The sequence below is a fragment of the Shouchella oshimensis genome, assembly GCF_004375095.1.
In the GTDB taxonomy this organism is placed as follows: Bacteria; Bacillota; Bacilli; order Bacillales; family Bacillaceae_D; genus Shouchella; species Shouchella oshimensis.
This window is the reverse complement of the sequence record NZ_SNUX01000004.1, coordinates 564,104-582,971: the sequence shown is the minus strand read 5'-3', so window position 1 is coordinate 582,971 and position 18,868 is coordinate 564,104. Positions and strand designations below refer to the sequence as shown.

Here is an 18,868-nt window from a genome sequence, read left to right as displayed (position 1 = left end):
AGAGAGCACCTTCCTTTTTAATTGTAGTTTTCCATACCCTACTTAGATTGTAAATAAAAGCAAAAAAGAAAAAACCGTGTGCCACTGGCAACACAGCTTAATCTAGTTTTTTTAGTGGTTCCTTTGCGGGGCCTTCAATAACCTCTCCTTTATAGGAAAAGCGGGAACCGTGGCATGGACAATCCCATGTAAGGTCGGCATGATTCCAGTTGCATTCACATCCCATATGAGTACACGTTGTATCGACTAGGTGAAGATCACCTCGCTCATCTTTAAACGCTCCAGCTCGTTTGCCGTCGTGTTTAACGACTGCCCCTTGGCCGTTTTCTAATTCAGCGATGTTTTCATAATCATTTTGTACTTTCCCTTGGATTAAGTGTTTGGCAACATCTGCGTTTTCAGTCAGAAAGTGCTTAATGCTTGGATCGGAATGGAAGCGCATTGGTTTGTATAAGTCTGAATATAGGCTGTTTCCATCGACAATTAAATCAGTGAGTACTTGTGCTGCGCATATGCCGCCTGTCATCCCCCATTTTCGATAACCTGTTGCGACAAATACATTCTTTTGCAAGGAGGAAAGTTGACCAATGTATGGAATATTATCTAGAGTCGTTAAATCCTGTGCAGACCACTCCTGCTCGGCTGTGAAATGGCTAAATTGCTCATCTGCAAAGGTGCGCAAAGCGTCGTAATGATTTCGGGCATCCATTCCTTGACCTGCTTTATGATGATCACCGCCTACTAAAATGTAGGTTTTTCCATGCAATTCTACGCTACGAAGGGATCGTTTCGGCTGTTCTGCACTTAAGTACATGCCACCGGCCCACGGTTCGTTTGTGGTGCCGGCTACCACGTATGAGCGATCCGCTTTCAATCGTGTCATATAAAGCCCGCCACCATCAATAAACGGGAAATGTGTAGCTGCAATGACTTTTTTGGCGGTTACCGTATGACCATCTTTTGTGTGTATGATAACGGAACCGTTGTCATGGGTCACTTTTTGACAAACGGTGTGTTCAAACAGTTGGGCCCCTTTTTTGTTCAGCTCATCGCATAGGAAGGACACGTAAGCGAGTGGGTGAAATTGAGCTTGATTTGGTATTTTTAAAGCAGCGCGTATGGTAAGATTGATTGGTAATTCAGTCACCCATTCGTGTGGAATGTCCAACTGTTCATATGCCTTTTTCTCACGTTTCAACCGATGCTCGCCATGGTGTGTAGTTGCATAAAGATACGTGTCTTCATCTGAGAATCCACACTCTAGTTGCTTGTCTTTCACAAGCTTACGAACGTATGCAAGTGCGTCGTTTTGAGATTGGTAGTATTGCTGTGCTTTTTCTTTTCCTACATGTGAAAGAAGTTCGTCGTAAATGAAGTCGTGTTGAACAGTTAATTTGGCTGTGCTATGGCCCGTAGTACCTCGTCCGAACGAGGTGGCGTCAAGAACCGCCACTTGCTTTCCGGCCTCAGCAAGTAAATAAGCTGAGGTTAAACCGGTTATGCCACCACCGACAATCGCAATATCGACTTCAATATTGTGATCCAAATGGGGGTAAGGTTTATCGTGAGAAGAAAGTTGCCAAATGGATGTTAATGGTTGTTTCATTTCACTCATATTCGAGCCTCCAAAGTTTTTTCTCTTATTACAATTGACCAGTCTGACTAATTTTAGACATGAAACAGAAGAAAAACAGTAGAGGAAAGTGAATTCTAATTCAATGTTCGGGATTTTGACATGTTATAGTGGCTTTAATTGGAGTACAATTGTACGAAAGTTTGGTTCGTGGGAGGCGGAATGTTTGTGAGTAAGAAGATTGAAAACAGTCTTTTGTTTGCATGGCTTGTATCGTTCGTCGCAACACTTGGATCGCTTTATTTTTCTGAAATTAAAGGGTTCGAGCCTTGTGCGCTATGTTGGTACCAGCGAATTTTTATGTATCCACTTGTTCTTCTGATTGGTGTCGGCATTATTCGTAAAGATACAGGGGTTGCCATCTATTCAGCTATTTTATCTGGAATCGGTATGGTCATTTCGATTTACCATTACGCCATTCAGAAACTTCCGGTAAATGAAGACGATGTGCTTGGTTGTGGTCTTGTCTCTTGTTCAGGAGAATATATAAACTGGTTAGGCTTTATTACGATTCCATTTCTTGCAGGAACCGCATTTATTCTTATTTTTAGTACAAGTTTATACACGATTAAAAAACGTAAGGAGGAAGTTGCGTGAAGAAATTACTTTGGATTGGTGGCGCTGTTGTGGCCGTCTTTATTATTTTGATTGTCATCCAAAATATGGGGCAAAGTCAGCAGCTTGAAAATAATACCCAGTACGACACAGACGATTTGGATTCAGCAACGATTGATCAGCTTGATGATCCAAACTATCAAAATATTATTATGCCAGATGATTTAGAAGAAAAACTTGCAAATGGGGAAGATGCCATTGTTTATTTCTTTTCTCCTGTATGTAGCTATTGTAAAGAAGCAACACCAGTCTTAATGGATGTTGCAGGAGACGAAGACATAACAGTTGACCAATACAACGTGCTGGAATATGATTCAGCAGCGTATAACATTCAATCAACACCTACATTAATTGCATTTGAAAATGGTGAAGAAGTACGTCGCGTTGTTGGAAACCAGCCGCCAGAGACATTCAGAGCCTTTTTAAATGGGGAGGAAGCCCCTAGTTCATAAGAATTGAGAAAGCATGCGCTATCGTTGCACATGCTTTTTTATGAACCGTTAAGTGGTGGCTGTTATGCTTGTGCTGTAAAACCGTGTTATTATTTTTTTTCAATTGGTTAAACTAAGTGTAGGGACCGATGGTACGAGGGAAACATCAGTCACGCAAACGGTAAAAGTTGATTATTAGAAGGAAAGCGGCTATTGCGGAACCTTCAATAGTATGGTAAGATATTTGCTTGAGTACAGATGAGCGCCTATGATGTATAGTTGTAGATTTTAAGCAATCAAGAGAGCTTTAAGGCTGTCTCGATGTTCAAAGCGAGCCGACTTCACTGGCTTTTTGCATCAAGACAGCCTTTTCGATGCGTTTAAGGCGCTTAAATATAAAAAAATGAGGAGTTTTTAACACTTGACACAGTTTGATCAATTTGGTCTGGACACACGTGTTGTTCAAGCCATCACAAATATGGGCTTTACAGAGCCTACGCCTATCCAACAGCAAACAATAGAACTTGTAAAAGACGGTGAGGATGTCATCGGGCAAGCGCAAACCGGAACAGGAAAGACAGGCGCATTCGGTATTCCAATGGTGGATCGTATTGATGCATCGCAACCAGTTTTACAAGGGCTTGTGCTAGCACCTACTCGTGAACTTGCGAATCAAGTAGAGCAGTCGATTCGTCAGTTTGGACGTGAAAAAGGGGTTCGTACCGTTGTTGTATACGGTGGAGAAGACTTTGGGAAGCAAATTCGCGCATTAAAAGCAAAGCCGCATGTCATTGTTGCAACGCCAGGTCGTTTAATGGACCATATGCGCAGAGGTACGGTTCGTTTGCAAACGATTGAGACGGTTGTGCTTGACGAAGCAGACGAAATGCTAAACATGGGCTTCATTGAAGATATCGAAACAATCTTAGCGGAAACGCCACAAGATACAAGACAAACGCTTTTGTTTTCAGCGACAATGCCTCGCCGTATGGAGTCACTAGCAAGCAAATTTATGAAAAACCCGAAACGTATTGCGGTTAAAGCAAAAGAAGTAACAATGGAAAATATTGCTCAGCAATATGTTGAAGTGCATGAGCGTGAGAAGTTTGATGTGTTCTGTCGTTTACTTGACTTAGAAACACCTGAACTTTCAATCGTTTTTGGTCGTACGAAGCGTCGTGTAGATGAGCTTTCAGAAGCACTTATCAAGCGTGGCTACCGTGCAGAGGGCTTACATGGTGACTTAAATCAAGCGAAGCGTAACAGCGTCTTGCGTAAATTTAAGAGTGGCTTAATTGACATCTTAGTTGCAACAGATGTGGCTGCCCGTGGATTAGATATTAGCGGTGTAACCCACGTATTTAACTTTGATTTACCACAGGATCCTGAGAGTTACGTACACAGAATTGGACGTACAGGTCGTGCTGGAAGATCAGGTATTGCGATTACTCTTTCAACGAAGCCAGAGCGTGACCACGTAAAATTAATTGAAAAAGTTTCCAAAAAGCGTATGACGGCACGTCCGAAACCTACGTATGATGAAGCGTTAGCTGGACAGAAACAACTTGTACTCAACCAGCTTCGTGAGTTAACAACGGAAGGCGATCAGGACCATTACCGTGTGGAAGCAAAAGAAATATTACAAGAAACAGACGCAGTTACTGCCTTATCAGCAGCATTAAAGCTTTTAACAAAAGAGCCGAATGAAACGCCTGTTGCACTAACAAGTGAAGCACCACTTCGTTCGAAAAAGCGTCATGATGGCCGTGGTGGAAATGGCGGAAACGGTGGAAACCGTCGTCGTGATGGACGTAGCAAAGATCGTCGTAACGCTTTTAACCAGAAGCGTAGCAGAAGCGATCAGCCAAAAGGCGGTCAAAAGCGCCAATGGGCAAAGCGCTCGTCTTAACAGTATGAAAATAACCTGTCGCTTTTCGGCAGGTTTTTTCTGTATAGGAATAGAGAATTATGATACGATCATAAAAGCATAATTTATATCATACATAAGCATGGGGATCGAAAAAGGAGAGATGACAGTGATTAAACGAACAGGTGAAAGAGTTCTTGGTATTATAGGGATCGTTTTATTTTTTCTAGGTACATTGTTTTTAGGTGTTTTAGCAGTTGGAGCTGATCAGGGATTATTTGAGGAAATTGTTTTAGAAGCAACAAATGAAAATAGTGAGTTACTAGAACCTGGTCAAGATCCATTAAATGAAGAGCAAGCAAATGAAATGTTAGAAATGATTGAAATGGTGAATTTCGGATTGTTAACGGCAGGATCTCTTATCCCAGCAATCGCTGGTATCGTAGCGGTTGTGATGGTGAAGAAAAAGCCCATCGTTGCCAGTATTTTGTTCTTAGGATCGGCAATTTTTTATGGAGCGACGAGCTTCTTATTAATCGCGTTAATTCTTCCAGCAATTCCTTTAATCCTTTATTTAATTGCCGGCATTATGGCGCTTGTACGTAAGCCGAAAGAACCGTTAGAGCCAGTAGATCAAGTTTAATATTTGAAAAAAGCGCTATAAGCTCGGGTGATTTTTTGAAAATCCAATGGCTTATAGCGTTTTTTGAATGCAAAGGAGTCAACTTTATAAGTAGTCATAAAACTGATTTGAACGAACGATTATTTATATTTATTTCTTCCTTTTGAAACGTTCGGCTTTATTCATAGGTTCACGAGCTATAAAATTGTCTAAATAAAACGGTAATGACGGGCATTGAATAAATTTTTTAAATAGCGATCCTTTACCTTAACAGAGCGAATAGTGTGTCAGATTATCTAACAAAACGATTGCGCGCATGTCATATCCGTCATAGAGTAGTAGTAAGAAAAAGATGAGCATAACATCTACTAATCTAGGGGAGTGTTTCGAGATGGCAACTCAAGCGCCGACGAGAGAAAGTTTGTTAGAGACGATTCGGGAGACAATTGAAAAGAAGAATGTTGAGCTACTTCATATGCAATTCGTTGATATTGAAGGCATGCTAAAGCATGTAACCATTACAGCGGATCAGTTGGACCAAGCTGTAAATGGGCAAACCATGTTTGATGGTTCTTCTATTACGGGTTTCACACCAATCAATCAGTCAGATCTTTATTTAAACCCTGATTTATCGACATTTGCTGTGTTACCTTGGACAGAGGAAGAAGGCTATTCAGAAGCGAGATTTTTGTGTAGTGTAAAAAAGCCTGATGGCTCTGACTTTGATGGAGATCCTCGTAACATTTTAAAGAAGACGGTTAAGCGTGCAGCAGACAAAGGATATTCAATCAGTGTCGGGCCTGAGCTAGAGTTTTTCTTATTTGATACAGATGAATTTGGTCAACCAACGCTTCGCACACAGGATGTCGGTGGTTATTTTGAACCGTCACCTAAAGATGATGGGGAGAAAGTTCGTTTAGCCATTTATAAAGCTCTACGTATGATGGGCTTCACAATTGAAGCGTCTCACCACGAAGTAGCGATTGGACAGCACGAAATTAATTTTAAATATTCTGACGCTCTTGGCTCTGCCGATGCAGCGACAACTTATAAATGGGTCGTAAAAACTGTAGCAAAGCAGTTCGGCTTACATGCAACGTTTATGCCTAAACCACTTGGTGGGGAAAATGGAAACGGCATGCACGTGAACATGTCTCTATTTGATATCGAGAAGCAAGAGAACAGCTTCTATAACGAAGACGACAAAATTGCGCTATCCAAAACAGCGTATCACTTTATTGCTGGATTGCTGGACAACGTAAAAGATTTTGTTGCGGTAACAAATCCGCTTGTTAACTCGTACAAACGTCTTGTTCCTGGCTACGAAGCGCCTTGTTATATCGCTTGGTCTGCTTCAAACCGTTCAGCGTTAGTGCGTATCCCGGCGACAAGAGGAGCGGGAACGCGAGTAGAAATTCGTTGTCCAGATCCATCTGCAAATCCGTATCTTGCGTTTGCTGTTGTAGCTGCAGCTGGTTTAGATGGTGTGGAAAATGAAAAAGAGTGTCCTGCTTCTGTTGACGCAGATATTTTCAACATGACAGAGGCGGAAATTAGTGAGCGTGGAATTGAGAATCTACCAACAAGCCTTGAATCCGCTATTGATCGTTTTGAAGCAGGTTCCATTGGGCGGGAAACATTTGGTGAGCATGCGTTTGGTGAGTACATTGAGCTAAAACGTGGCGAGTGGGATGATTTCCGCACAAGTGTTCATGCATGGGAGCTTACAGCTTACCAAAGCAAGTTTTAAGACAGCGTAACAAAACCACTGACCCGAGTCAGTGGTTTTTTCATTCGCTCTGAGGTTTAATTCCGGAAGTTAAGGAGACAGGATCAAACGAATACAAAGATGCTGATACGCCGTTATACGGAACAATGGTGTATTCTTGCTCGAATGTAAGGTCCTCTGCATTGAAAGGTGCGACAATAAGAGAATCGTTCGTTGTTGTCAAAACGATATGAGTTCTTTCTTCATGATTAAATAACAAGTAGTCTGTCTGGTTACTAGCTAGATAATGACCAATAAAAAAAGAAAGCTGTGGGAGAAGGATTAGAATAACGATGCTAAATAAGAGCTGTTTTTCTAATTTTGTATCTTTAATAAAGGATGGAACATAATCGCGCCAGTTCCAATTGTCATACGGTGTTATCAATTTTTCTAAAAAGGTGGTTTTATAATGCTGTATGCGCCCATAAAATAAAGGAACGATGAAATAATAAGCAGCAATGGCAAAGGGAACAAAGTAAAAGATGGATTGGTCGTACAAAAATGCAATCGCTGGATAAAAAAGAAACCAAGGTAGAATATGGCTTGCTACTTTTGACCAAAAATAAGGTAGCTGCTTATAATACCAGTTTAGTACAATTTGAATGACCAAGATGGCAATAATAAAAATAAAAACCGCAGTCATGGCGATGATGATGTGATTCAAATAAATCTGCCCAAAAAGGATTTCATTGATTTGGTAATAGTCAAATTGCCCCATTTGATAGCGGTAAGCAACTAAGTAGCCGAGAATTGTTGCAGAGGCAATGAGTAAAGCAGAATCAATTGAAAGTATTTGTTTTGTTAATTGGTGAGGATGTTGTTGTGTAATGCGTCTTTTTGAATGAGTCATAAGTCGTTTTTCCTTTCATGTCAGTCGTTGACAATTGTAGCATGAAACCCTACACTTTAGTTATTAGAATGATCGAAATGGAGTGAAAGACATGAATGTTCGGTCTTGTCGGTATCTCGTTATAAGGAATCAGGAGCTGTTCGCTTTGAAATGAGGATCATTTCAGCGGGCGGCTTCTTTTTTATAGCTTTAATGAACTAGAGGGGTGAAGCTATGGTTTATTTAACTGGAAAAACATTAGAAATGGAAGATGTGAAAAAGATCTTATGGCAAAGCGAACAAGTGGCAATTGATTCTGCGTGTATCTCTTCCATTCATCACAGTCGTTCAGCTGTTGAGGAAATTGTGGAGGAACAGCGGACGGTTTACGGGATAAACACTGGTTTTGGTAAATTTAGTGATGTCCGAATTGAAAAAGAGGATGTAGAAGAGTTGCAGCGTAATTTGTTAGTGTCCCATGCATGTGGGGTCGGTCCATTGTTTGAGAAGGATGTAACAAAGACGATGATGCTGTTACGGGCGAATGCACTTGTAAAGGGGTACTCAGGCATTCGAATAGAGGTGATACAGCGACTCCTTGATTTTGTTAATATGGATGTCTATCCGTGCGTACCCCAAAAAGGCTCCCTTGGGGCTAGTGGGGATTTAGCACCGCTGGCTCATTTAGCATTGCCGTTAATTGGTGAAGGCGACGTTTGGTATAGAGGTGTAAAGAGGTCCGCGCTTGAGGCTTTACAAATGCTTGGTATGGCACCGATTCGGTTACAGGCTAAAGAAGGCTTGGCGCTTATTAATGGTACTCAAGCTATGACTGCAACAGGTGTGATAGCGTATTTAGAAGCGGAAAAGTTAGCCTATGATGCAGAGAAGATCGCTTCTATAACGTTAGAAGGATTAGAAGGAATTATAGATGCGTTTGATGAATCTATTCATAGAGCTAGAGGATACCCAGAGCAAACGGCTTGTGCCGCTCGAATAAGATCGTATTTAAAGGATAGTCGGTTAGTGACCACTCAAGGGGAAAAACGAGTTCAAGACGCTTATTCGTTACGCTGTATTCCGCAAGTCCATGGAGCAACATGGCAGACTTTAGGCTATGTAAAAGAGAAGCTCATCATCGAAATGAATGCAGCGACTGATAATCCGCTTATAGTTGAAGGTGGGAAAAAAGTCATTTCCGGAGGGAATTTTCATGGTCAGCCGATTGCATTGGCGATGGACTTTATGGCGATTGCGATGGCGGAACTTGGGAATATCTCTGAACGGCGAATTGAACGGCTAGTGAATCCACAGCTTAATACGTTACCACCTTTTTTAAGTCCGGCGCCAGGATTGCAGTCTGGTGCGATGATTATGCAGTATGTTGCGGCTGCTCTTGTATCGGAGAATAAGACGCTCGCTCATCCTGCAAGTGTCGATTCAATCCCATCTTCGGCAAATCAAGAAGACCATGTAAGTATGGGGACGATTGGAGCTCGTCATGCATTGGAAGTCGTTGCGAATGTGAGGCATGTTTATGCGATTGAAGCGATTTGTGCAATGGAGGCGACTTCTTATCGCGGTACGGAGAACATGGCGACAGCTACTTGTAGGTGGCACGTTCAAATGAGAAAGATCGTTTCCGCCATTACAGAAGATCGGATGTTTGCAAAAGACATTGAAGCTCTTGCTGCATGGCTTAAGGAAGAAAAGAACGCATAATGATGTCACTATGCGTTCTCCTAGTCTTACTTATGTTCAAGGTTGTAAGCGCCGTGAGCAACGGAGCCGACGTATTCATTTAAACGACTTCCGTGTTTAATGGCGGCGGTAACAAAGGATTTTGCTGTATAGATGGCTTCTTTTACATCTTTTCCTTTAGCTAATGAAGCGGCGATTGCCGCTGCGAATGTGCAGCCTGCACCATGAGTATACGTTGTGTTAATTTCATCTGATTCAAGGAGATGGAACTCTTCTCCGTCATACCATACATCAACAGCTTGGGCGGATTCAAGCTTACTACCGCCTTTAATAACCACATGCTTCGCACCTAGCTCATGAATAGCTTTTGCCGCAACTTTCATATCTTCAAGAGACGAAATGGCTACACCGGATAATTGCGTTGCTTCAAATAAATTCGGTGTCACAACAAATGCTTTTGGTACAAGCACGTCTCGTAAGCATGCATCGGTCTCTGGATTTAACGCCTCGTCAGCACCTTTACACACCATTACTGGATCAACAACGAGTTGATCAACGCCGTATTGGTCCACTTTTTCAGCGACGATGTTAATAATCTCAATTGATCCAAGCATTCCTGTCTTGACTGCATCTACGCCAATGCCTTTTAATACTGTATCAATTTGTTTAGCAACAATAGCGGGATTTTGTGGGAAGACTTCGTGTGCCCAGCCTTCAAATGGATTTTGAGCAACAATAGTCGTAAGGGCGTTCATTCCGTATACTTGTAACTCTTGGAACGTTTTTAAGTCGGCCTGAATACCTGCTCCACCACTTGTATCAGATCCTGCAATCGTTAACGCTTTGTATCGTTTCATGATTTAGTCTCTCCTTTATCTCTGTTGTGTCTATTATAGTAGAAAAAAAACGACAGGGAAAGTATGTTACTCATATGGAAAGGATCGATCAATTTTCCGATATATAGGAGAAGAACAGTAGATTAAGGAGGAGACGTCTTGATACAGAAGAAATTAGTGAAAGGGTACAGTGTGATAGGAGGACTCATAATCTTGTTTGGTGTACTCGTTACATTTTTTATGAGAACAACGAACCAAACGCTAGAGCAACTTTCGGGAAAAGTAGGAAGTGAACACGTAGAGCAATTAACCACATTGCAGCAATCATTATCCGTACAGCTGCTATTTTTGTGGGTCGTTCTTGTCGCGTTCATTATCATTGGTGCATGGATAGCGAGACATCAAGCTCGTATGATTCTTATTCCATTAAAGCGTCTAGTGAGAAGAGCAAATCAACTTGCAACAGGTGATTTCTCACACAAACCTCTTCCAATAGTTGGAGAGAATGAATTTGCCCATTTTACACAAGCGTTTAACCAGATGACGGAAGAATTAAAAAGAACAATGGAAAGAGCATCTACTGTAGCACAAACCCTTATTTCTTCTACCACTTACCTGACAGACCAGTCTAACAAAACGTTACAATCTGCCGCTACCATTGAAAAAGGAAATCAAAGAATGATGCATGCAGTGCAAGATCAAGTACGAACGTCTCAAGAAAGTGTACGTTCTACAGATGATCTTTCAGAAAAGGTGGAACACATAACAGTTGCGTTGGCAGCCGCTGAAAATGCGACAGAATCGGTGCGAAACCTTGTTGAGGATGGAAACAAAAAGGCAAATGATTCGACCTCATACATGGGAGCGATTGCAGAAAATAATAAACGCACATATGAAGTGGTTCATCATCTGTATGAGCGCTCAAAGCGCTTGTATGAAACGGTACAAACCGTCTCTGCAATAGCGAACCAAACAAACTTACTTGCACTAAACGCAGAAATTGAAGCAGCACATGCAGGAGAACAAGGGAGGGGATTTGCAGTAGTAGCAGAAGAAGTGAGAAAGCTAGCGGCTGAATCGCAAGTAGCGGCAAGTCAAATGGGAACCGTTATTGAAACTGTACAGGGAGATGTTCAAACTGTGCTAGATGAAGTGAGCCGTGGGAACGAAGGTATACAGCATGGACTTACAGCTAATACAGAAGTCGAAACAATATTAGGGGAGATTCATTTAGCGTGTAACGGCTTAAATCGTGATATTTATTCTGTTTCTTCTTCTACTCAATCAATTGCTTTTAGTACATTAGCGTTAGTAGAACAAATTGATTCGTTAAAAAAAGCAAGTGAAGCAAGTGGAGAAGAATCAAGAAATGGTGTAGCCTTAGCGAGTGAACAAGTAGGCATAATGGAAGAGGTCATTAAAAAAGTTAAGACAATTGAGATGGCGGTGGAAGAGCTTTCAAGGGTGACAGCTTTACTAAAAAGGACATCGACAGAAGAGAGTGAAGAAAAAGAAAACGTTAATAATGAGATTTCCCATAGCGCTTAAAGACAAGAAGTTGTATAATGATTCATTATTGCTTATTATTATCCGGTCGGAGGACTTTTTATGAATAACGTAACAGTTAAAAATGCATTAATGTTTATCATTCCGTCTATACTTGGAATTTTTCTATTTATGACACCAATCCCCATTGATACAGAGGACGGTCGATCTGTACAGCTACCTGTCATGTTTGCTTCTGATTTCTTAATGGAGTTGCTATCGGTTGAGGTTATTACGGTTATTGTGACCATACTCCTCATTGTGACAGCTATTGTTTCTATCATTGCCACTCGTGTGAAGAAACAAAGCCAAACGGAATCTTTTTGGGTAAGTATCTTTGCGACGACACCTGTTTGGATTGTCGTCCGAATTGTAGGGGCTATTCTAGCCATTCTTGTGTTTATGAACGTTGGGCCTGAATTCTTAATTTCGGAAGATACAGGGCAGTTATTGTTAACAGACTTGCTTCCATTCCTTTTTTCAATCTTTTTGTTTGCAGGGTTGCTTTTACCATTGCTACTGAACTTTGGGTTAATGGAGTTCTTCGGCTCATTATTAAAAAACGTCATGAGACCGCTGTTCCGCCTACCAGGTCGTGCTTCGATCGATTCAATGGCTTCTTGGGTCGGGGATGGTACTGTAGGTATTATGATGTCGAACAATCAATATGAAGCAGGAAAGTATACTGCGAGAGAGGCTGCTATCGTTGCTTCTGCCTTTTCTGTTGTTTCCATTACGTTTAGTATTTCGATATTAGGTCGATTAGGGATTTCTCATTTGTTCTGGCAATTCTTTTTAACATTATTTATTGCAGGATTTGTAGCGGCAGTGATTACGCCAAGGATTCCACCGTTATCGCGTAAAGCCAATACGTATATTGATGGTAGCGAAGGTCAAGAAGAGCCAAAAGAAAAAAACGTCGTAAAAAATGGCTTTGCTCAGGCATCCTTACGCGCTGAAGAAAGCTTTAAGCAAGGAAAGAATCTTCAAACAGGCTTCAAGACGGTCTTTGATTTATGGTTTGGAGTCCTGCCTGTTGTCATGGCAATTGGTACCATTGCGGCAGGTGTGGCTAATTTTACGCCAGTCTTTGAGTGGTTAGCAGTACCGTTCGTACCGGTTTTGGAATGGATGAACATACCAGAAGCGGCTGCAGCCAGCCAAACCCTTTTGATTGGCTTTGCTGATATGTTATTGCCTGCTATCTTAGCAGAGTCCTTTGGCATTACAAGTGAATTAACGTTGTTTATTATTGCGACGTTGTCTGTATCGCAGCTCATTTATATGTCTGAAACAGGTGGCGTTCTTGTTGCCTCTAAAATACCCATTACATTTTTAGATGCTGTTTTGATCTTCTTGGTTCGAACCATTATTACGTTACCAATTATTGTTTTAATGGGGCATTTGCTTTTATAAGACAGAGAACTGGCGGATCGCGTCAGTTCTCTTCTGTTTGTCAACGTATGCGGAGAGGCGTATGATTGAAGGAAATCGGATAGGAAAGGAGTAAACAGATGACGATTTTACAGAACGATTGGCACGACTATGTCGGTCAAGAGTTTTCTAAAGAGTATTATATCCAGCTACGGGAATTTTTGAAGCACGAATATGCAAATGAAGTGGTGTATCCACCTATGCATGATTTATTTAATGCGCTTCATCTTACTCCTTATAAAGACGTAAAGGTGGTTATTCTTGGTCAAGATCCTTACCATGGACCAAATCAAGCTCATGGATTAAGCTTTTCCGTTAAGCCTGATGTAAAAACACCGCCTTCTTTGAAAAATATGTATAAAGAGTTAGAAGAGGATATCGGTTGTCAACCACCTACTCACGGTTATTTAGAGTCCTGGGCGAAGCAAGGTGTATTGTTATTAAATACTGTGCTATCCGTTCGTCAAAAGCAACCAGGTTCTCACCAAGGGAAAGGGTGGGAAGTTTTTACAAATAACGTCATTGCGACGCTAAACGAACGAGAGAAACCAGTAGCTTTTGTATTGTGGGGAAAGCATGCACAAGCAAAATTAGCGTTAATTGATGAGAACAAGCATTTTATTGTCCAATCGCCACACCCGAGTCCGTTTTCGGCCCATAGAGGTTTTTTTGGAAGTCGCCCATTTTCAAAAATCAATAAGTGGCTTACGTCGATGGACGAGACACCTATTGATTGGCAGCTGCCGTTAACGATTGAAGGGAAAGGATCAAATGGGGAGTAAGCTGCTTTTTTTTACCACTTCGTTTCTAATCGGTTGGTTTTTCCAATGGGTAGGGCTACCAGCTGGGTGGTTGCTGGGTGCCTTGTTAACAGGAATGGTTTGGTCTTTTTTCATAGATAAGCTCATCTTTCGAAGCGAATTGTTTACGTTATCCCTTGCTCTAGTTGGTGTGGTAATTGGGTTTATGGTTGTTCCAGAAGAGGTTTGGGCATATCGAACACTATTACCGGCTTTCCTGTTATCATTAGTACTCACTCTTATTGGTGGCATTGCTCTTGGGAAGCTGTTTGGTAAATGGACGAAGCTTGAAGGGAATACAGCTTTCTTTTGTTGTTTACCAGGAGGCGCATCAGAAGTGATTGCGCTTAGTGAACGGTACCAGGCTGACCAGCGAATTGTTGCTGCATTTCATACAGCACGCATTACCTTATTTGTGTTTTCAGTGCCCCTTATCGTTGGTGTTGGTTCAAGGGCCAATGCTGTACCTATAATAGAAGAGCCACAAGGGCTGTGGGCGGATGGAGGGTTGATTGGGCTAGCCTTCGGTTTAGCTATTCTGGTGTTCTTTCTTAGTCGTTTTCTTTCTTTTCCAGGTGCGCCAATGTTTGTTGCGATTCTGTTTGGCTTTACTGCTCATCAACTTGCTGTTCCAGACTATGCTATGCCAAACGTTGTAATGGGGATGGCACAAGTGTTAATTGGTTCGTTGATCGGAATGAGGTTTGACCGGAAAACAGTGAAAGAATTAAAGCGAATTGGTGGAGCTAGTGCGTTGACACTTTTGTTGTATGTCTTAATGAGTATTGGATTGGCTTTAATTTTTTTCGTTTTAAGCCCGCTCCCATTTTATACAACGTTGCTTGCTATTGTTCCGGCAGGAGCTGCTGAAATGGCATCTACCGCGGCGACATTACAGCTAGATGCAACCGTAGTGGCGACGTTGCAAATGTTACGAGTGCTTGGCCTGTTTCTAGCCTTACCTTTTTTATTAAAGTGGTTTGCGAAGAAACCAATAAAATCATAGCAAAACAGCTGCTTTTCGTATACGAAAAGCAGCTGTTTTTTTACTGGATAGGTGTTTTTGGCTGTGGCATTGTTGCCTTTTGGCCAATAACTGGCTGATACGCACTTGTCATAGCTTGGGCATCGCGGTCATTTAGCTGTGGAACTTGATAATACTGATGCTTATTTTGGTACAGAAAAATTTCATAGGCTAATTCTATAAAGTTCGGTACCGTGTCTGCTACAATTCGACGGACGATCGGGTTGGTGATCTCAGAAGCAGCCATTCCCATGAGTGATGCTTGTCCTTTAATTAAACCGAGCATATGGGCAGATAAACCTGCCTCTTTCACTTCTGAAATGTTGCGGTTTGGCTTTTTCGGTTGGCTTGGTGTAAGACCAAACTGAACATCATGTGAAAGGGTCATCTTGTATACACCTGTTGACTGGCTTGGTGGTTGCCCTGTGGAGAACGCTTGAGCAAGAACATTATACTGGCTTTCAATAAAGGTATATTGACGATCCAGTAAAGAAATGAGCTCTTGGTCCGACATAAATGTGCGAAAGATCATATATTGATCAAGTACATTGATCATTCCAGCTATAATTTCATGACTGTCGAATAAATCATGTCCTCCGTGGTTTAACGTAGGAGCTACCTGTGAAGAGTTAACGTGTCCTGATGGTTGTTGATTCATCATTTAAATGCCCCCTATTCGAAAATGTGTTGATCAAGCCGAGTATAGTGTATGTATCCAAAACGAATCCTATGTTGGTCAAAAAAAGGAAGAAAGACTGTCAGATAAACTGACGGACTTATGGAACAATTTCGACATCCGCTTATAATGATCATATAGATAAACCATTTTATACGAGGGGGATTGTAGATGAGTGGAGATGAAGCATTGGTATTAGTAGATAATTTATGGCTAACGGTTGCCGCCGTCCTAGTTCTATTAATGCAAGGGGGATTTATTCTTCTTGAGGCAGGCTCTACCCGAATGAAGAATGCGGGTCATATTGCTGGAAAGACCATTTTTACAGTAGGGGTCGCCTCGTTAGTATTCTGGGCAGTGGGTTACGGATTTATTTATGGAGAAGGAAATGCAATTATAGGTCTTTCTAATTTCTTTTATGGTAGTGCGACGGATGGAATTGGTTCTGTCGATTTCTTTTTTCAATTAACGTTTGCAGCAATTGCTTTAACGATTGCTTTTGGTGGATTCGCTGAAAGAGGGAAGCTTGCGGCTTACGCAATTTTTGCGGTTCTATTTTCAGCATTTGTCTATCCGTTAGTGGCACACTGGATATGGTCTGATCAGGGATGGCTTGCTGATTTAGGGAAGCAAGACTTTGCCGGCTCAACAGTTGTTCACTTAACAGGTGCAATGGCAGCTCTTGCTGCGACAATCCTATTAAAGCCTCGCCTCGGTAAATATGGTAAAAACGGAAAAGTGAACGATTTATCTGGACATAACCAGGTGTATACGGCTTTAGGTGTATTGATCCTTTGGGTTGGTTGGTTTGGTTTTAATGCAGGCTCAACAGGTGGGCTTGATGGAGCATTTTTTGGCTTTGTTGCCTTAAATACACAGCTAGCAGCAGGTGCAGGAACGATTGCAGCATTATTCTTAGTTTGGGCAATGAGTGGCAAAGCCGATGTCCCAACAACGTTAAACGGAGCATTAGCCGGTCTTGTTGCTATTACTGCATCGTGTGCTTTCGTTGATCCTTGGGCTGCGGTTGTGATCGGTATGATCGGTGGACTAATAGTAGTTGTTAGTATGAGAATGTTTGACAAGTTAAAAATCGATGATCCTATTTTTGCGCTTAGTGTACACGGAGTGGCTGGTGTCTGGGGCACGCTTTCGACAGGATTTTTTGCTACACCTGAGCTTGCAGCATTAAACGGTGGTCGAGCTGGCTTATTCTATGGTGGAGGAATTGATCAATTAGGCGTGCAAGCCTTAAGCGTTGTAGTATGTGCTGCGTTTGCATTTGGTGCTTCTTACGTCTTACTTCTCCTTACAAAGAGTCTTGTTGGCGGTACACTACGTGTAACAGAAGAAGAAGAAATTCTTGGTCTAGATATGAGTGAACACGGTTCATACGGCTATCCTGAGAATGTTCAGCAAGAACAAGAACGTTCTTCGAATATAGGCTCATAATGGTGGAGATATCAGAATTAATGAAGCAGCGTTTAAATCAGCAAGAACAGCAACGTAATGATGCTTTACAAGTTGCTTTAGATAAGACGACGAAGGAGCTGGGAAAAATCCCTGCTCCCTTTGCGTTTTTCTTTATGGGCAGTGCCGGAAGAGAGGAACAGCTCTATCAAACCGATCAAGATCATGGCATCATTTACGATGGAGAAGAAGCGTGTCAACGATACTTTCTTACTTTAGGAGAAGAGATCGTTAAAGCACTTGAAGATAAGGGATATGAACGGTGTGAAGGAGGGGTTATGGCCTCAACTAAACGCTGGTGTCGATCCTATAAGGAATGGAATGAACAACTTGACTTTTGGATAAAAGAAAATCAATTTGAGCATGTCCGCTATTTATTAACGTTTTTTGATTCTAGAACGGTGTTAGGTGACAATCAGTGGCTCACCCACCTAAAGCAACGTCTTTTTTTAGAAATAAAGGAAGGACGCATACCGATGAGTCGCTTTACGGAAAATACAGGTAGAATTCCTAAAGGATTGAATGGATTTGGACAATTGTTGGAAGAACAGTATGGTGAATACCAAGGAACAATCAATTTAAAAGAACAGGTGCTCTTTCCTTATGTGAACGGGATGCGATTACTTGCCTTGCAGGAAGGAATTGATGCGGCTTCGACATTGGAACGTATGCAGCAAAGTGCGTTTATCAATAGTGAGCAACACGTAATGGCATCTTTTTTAGAGATCCAAACTAAACGTGTGCTATGGGGAGAGAATCATGGAACATTTACACATGTTTTTCCGGAAACCCTTACAAAAGAAGAGCGGAAATTCCTTAAAAAATGTATTCGAGAAGGACGATCATTTTATCGGAGCATTCAACAAAATCATGAATAGGCGTGTGGTAGTATGAACTTAATAACGATCATGCGGCAAATCTCGGCTAGATTCACTCCAGGTGTCTCGTCTTCAAGTGCAGATCAAGCAAGTCAAATGGCGCGTTTTCGTCAGTATCAAAAGGAAGCGCAAAAGGATGTGCTGGATGAACCACTGCGTGAATTACCAATGGTGGTTTTTGACTTAGAGACAAGTGGGTTTCAGCCAGATTATGGTGACTCGATTCTTTCAATCGGAGCGGTGAAAATTAAAGGTTCTTCCATTTTACATGAACATTTCTATAAAACCATTAAGCCAAAACAGACGCCTTCTGCAGAAATTTTACAACTAACCGGTTTGACTACTGCAGAGTTAGAACAATCAGAAGCGTTAAAGGACGTTTTACTGGCTTTCTACCAGTTTGTTGGTTCCTCTACTCTTATTGCTCATCATGCTGCCCATGAACGACGGTTTATGCGCCACGCAACGTGGCATGAACTCGGTCGAACGTTCACCCATCGTTTAATTGATACATCTTTTCTGACGCAACTTACAGCAGCGCATCAGTCGTTTGAACAGTTAGAAGATTGGTGTCATGCATACGATATTGCGGTAGGGAATCGACATCATGCTCTTGCAGATGCCCACATGGCTGCACAATTATGGGTGAAGCATCTAGTGGTTGCCGATCATGCAGGTTATGCAACACTATCTGACTTATACAAAGCCCTTGCGGCTAAAAAGTAACCACACTCTCGCA

General features: G+C 41.7%; 17 protein-coding genes. 13 read left to right on the top strand and 4 right to left on the bottom strand.

Annotated features, from left to right (window positions below; genetic code table 11):
• Positions 1-97: 97 nt before the first annotated feature.
• Positions 98-1,615: an FAD-dependent oxidoreductase gene (locus E2L03_RS18435; RefSeq protein ID WP_095150981.1), complete on the bottom strand. Its 1,518-nt coding sequence runs from the start codon at positions 1,613-1,615 to the stop codon at positions 98-100.
• A gap of 186 nt (positions 1,616-1,801) precedes the next feature.
• Between E2L03_RS18435 and E2L03_RS18430 the strand changes: the two genes are divergently transcribed.
• The 5 genes from E2L03_RS18430 to glnA all read left to right on the top strand — a co-directional run bounded on the left by E2L03_RS18430 (position 1,802) and on the right by glnA (position 6,918).
• Positions 1,802-2,230, top strand: coding sequence for a disulfide oxidoreductase (locus tag E2L03_RS18430; RefSeq protein WP_038486311.1), 429 nt, complete (start codon positions 1,802-1,804; stop codon positions 2,228-2,230).
• Positions 2,227-2,700, top strand: a complete 474-nt coding sequence (locus E2L03_RS18425; protein WP_038484260.1) for a thioredoxin family protein — start codon at positions 2,227-2,229, stop codon at positions 2,698-2,700. The genes E2L03_RS18430 and E2L03_RS18425 overlap by 4 nt, the downstream gene beginning before the upstream one ends.
• 400 nt (positions 2,701-3,100) lie before the next feature.
• On the top strand, positions 3,101-4,588 hold the full coding sequence (cshA, locus tag E2L03_RS18420; RefSeq protein WP_038484257.1) for a degradosome RNA helicase CshA: 1,488 nt from the start codon (positions 3,101-3,103) through the stop codon (positions 4,586-4,588).
• A 121-nt stretch (positions 4,589-4,709) separates the two neighbouring features.
• Positions 4,710-5,189 carry a DUF4064 domain-containing protein gene (locus E2L03_RS18415; protein ID WP_166740370.1) on the top strand — a complete coding sequence of 160 codons (480 nt, stop codon included), beginning with the start codon at positions 4,710-4,712 and terminating at the stop codon, positions 5,187-5,189.
• A 370-nt stretch (positions 5,190-5,559) separates the two neighbouring features.
• Positions 5,560-6,918: a type I glutamate--ammonia ligase gene (glnA, locus tag E2L03_RS18410; RefSeq protein WP_038484251.1), complete on the top strand. Its 1,359-nt coding sequence runs from the start codon at positions 5,560-5,562 to the stop codon at positions 6,916-6,918.
• Between the two features lie 40 nt (positions 6,919-6,958).
• Here the strand turns inward: glnA and E2L03_RS18405 are convergent, their stop codons facing one another.
• Positions 6,959-7,786, bottom strand: a complete 828-nt coding sequence (locus tag E2L03_RS18405) for a hypothetical protein (protein ID WP_124742837.1) — start codon at positions 7,784-7,786, stop codon at positions 6,959-6,961.
• A 213-nt stretch (positions 7,787-7,999) separates the two neighbouring features.
• Between E2L03_RS18405 and hutH the strand changes: the two genes are divergently transcribed.
• Complete coding sequence (gene hutH, locus E2L03_RS18400) at positions 8,000-9,487, top strand: histidine ammonia-lyase (protein ID WP_134260031.1); 1,488 nt, start codon at positions 8,000-8,002, stop codon at positions 9,485-9,487.
• A 26-nt stretch (positions 9,488-9,513) separates the two neighbouring features.
• On the opposite strand, the gene pdxK is transcribed toward hutH, so the two are convergent.
• Positions 9,514-10,323, bottom strand: coding sequence for a pyridoxine/pyridoxal/pyridoxamine kinase (gene pdxK / locus E2L03_RS18395; protein ID WP_134260029.1), 810 nt, complete (start codon positions 10,321-10,323; stop codon positions 9,514-9,516).
• A gap of 138 nt (positions 10,324-10,461) precedes the next feature.
• Here pdxK and E2L03_RS18390 point away from each other — a divergent pair, with 138 nt between their 5' ends.
• The 4 genes from E2L03_RS18390 (at position 10,462) to E2L03_RS18375 (ending at position 15,087) form a co-directional block, all read left to right on the top strand.
• Positions 10,462-11,850: a methyl-accepting chemotaxis protein gene (locus E2L03_RS18390; protein WP_134260027.1), complete on the top strand. Its 1,389-nt coding sequence runs from the start codon at positions 10,462-10,464 to the stop codon at positions 11,848-11,850.
• Between the two features lie 60 nt (positions 11,851-11,910).
• Positions 11,911-13,263, top strand: a complete 1,353-nt coding sequence (locus E2L03_RS18385) for a YjiH family protein (protein ID WP_095150974.1) — start codon at positions 11,911-11,913, stop codon at positions 13,261-13,263.
• Between the two features lie 98 nt (positions 13,264-13,361).
• Complete coding sequence (locus tag E2L03_RS18380) at positions 13,362-14,063, top strand: uracil-DNA glycosylase (RefSeq protein WP_038484233.1); 702 nt, start codon at positions 13,362-13,364, stop codon at positions 14,061-14,063.
• Positions 14,053-15,087: an AbrB family protein gene (locus E2L03_RS18375; RefSeq protein ID WP_055735471.1), complete on the top strand. Its 1,035-nt coding sequence runs from the start codon at positions 14,053-14,055 to the stop codon at positions 15,085-15,087. Before E2L03_RS18380 ends, E2L03_RS18375 begins: the two co-directional genes overlap by 11 nt.
• Before the next feature lie 40 nt (positions 15,088-15,127).
• Here the strand turns inward: E2L03_RS18375 and E2L03_RS18370 are convergent, their stop codons facing one another.
• Positions 15,128-15,766, bottom strand: coding sequence for a spore coat protein (locus E2L03_RS18370; RefSeq protein ID WP_038484227.1), 639 nt, complete (start codon positions 15,764-15,766; stop codon positions 15,128-15,130).
• A 186-nt stretch (positions 15,767-15,952) separates the two neighbouring features.
• Between E2L03_RS18370 and E2L03_RS18365 the strand changes: the two genes are divergently transcribed.
• Genes E2L03_RS18365 through E2L03_RS18355 form a run of 3 tightly spaced genes read left to right on the top strand, consistent with a single transcriptional unit; the run spans position 15,953 to position 18,855 of the window.
• Entirely contained in the window at positions 15,953-17,233 is a 1,281-nt protein-coding gene (locus E2L03_RS18365; protein WP_038484224.1) for an ammonium transporter, read from the top strand.
• On the top strand, positions 17,233-18,129 hold the full coding sequence (locus E2L03_RS18360) for a DUF294 nucleotidyltransferase-like domain-containing protein (RefSeq protein WP_038484221.1): 897 nt from the start codon (positions 17,233-17,235) through the stop codon (positions 18,127-18,129). The genes E2L03_RS18365 and E2L03_RS18360 overlap by 1 nt, the downstream gene beginning before the upstream one ends.
• A gap of 12 nt (positions 18,130-18,141) precedes the next feature.
• Positions 18,142-18,855, top strand: a complete 714-nt coding sequence (locus tag E2L03_RS18355) for an exonuclease domain-containing protein (protein ID WP_134260025.1) — start codon at positions 18,142-18,144, stop codon at positions 18,853-18,855.
• Positions 18,856-18,868 lie beyond the last annotated feature (13 nt).

What these genes read in the sequence shown, in the direction of transcription:
- E2L03_RS18435 (WP_095150981.1), bottom strand. Translation starts at nt 1,615, where the DNA reads ATGAGTGAAATGAAACAACCATTAACATCCATTTGGCAACTTTCTTCT.
- E2L03_RS18415 (WP_166740370.1), top strand. Translation starts at nt 4,710, where the DNA reads ATGACAGTGATTAAACGAACAGGTGAAAGAGTTCTTGGTATTATAGGG.
- glnA (WP_038484251.1), top strand. Translation starts at nt 5,560, where the DNA reads ATGGCAACTCAAGCGCCGACGAGAGAAAGTTTGTTAGAGACGATTCGG.
- E2L03_RS18405 (WP_124742837.1), bottom strand. Translation starts at nt 7,786, where the DNA reads ATGACTCATTCAAAAAGACGCATTACACAACAACATCCTCACCAATTA.
- hutH (WP_134260031.1), top strand. Translation starts at nt 8,000, where the DNA reads ATGGTTTATTTAACTGGAAAAACATTAGAAATGGAAGATGTGAAAAAG.
- pdxK (WP_134260029.1), bottom strand. Translation starts at nt 10,323, where the DNA reads ATGAAACGATACAAAGCGTTAACGATTGCAGGATCTGATACAAGTGGT.
- E2L03_RS18385 (WP_095150974.1), top strand. Translation starts at nt 11,911, where the DNA reads ATGAATAACGTAACAGTTAAAAATGCATTAATGTTTATCATTCCGTCT.
- E2L03_RS18380 (WP_038484233.1), top strand. Translation starts at nt 13,362, where the DNA reads ATGACGATTTTACAGAACGATTGGCACGACTATGTCGGTCAAGAGTTT.
- E2L03_RS18375 (WP_055735471.1), top strand. Translation starts at nt 14,053, where the DNA reads ATGGGGAGTAAGCTGCTTTTTTTTACCACTTCGTTTCTAATCGGTTGG.
- E2L03_RS18370 (WP_038484227.1), bottom strand. Translation starts at nt 15,766, where the DNA reads ATGATGAATCAACAACCATCAGGACACGTTAACTCTTCACAGGTAGCT.
- E2L03_RS18365 (WP_038484224.1), top strand. Translation starts at nt 15,953, where the DNA reads ATGAGTGGAGATGAAGCATTGGTATTAGTAGATAATTTATGGCTAACG.
- E2L03_RS18360 (WP_038484221.1), top strand. Translation starts at nt 17,233, where the DNA reads ATGGTGGAGATATCAGAATTAATGAAGCAGCGTTTAAATCAGCAAGAA.
- E2L03_RS18355 (WP_134260025.1), top strand. Translation starts at nt 18,142, where the DNA reads ATGAACTTAATAACGATCATGCGGCAAATCTCGGCTAGATTCACTCCA.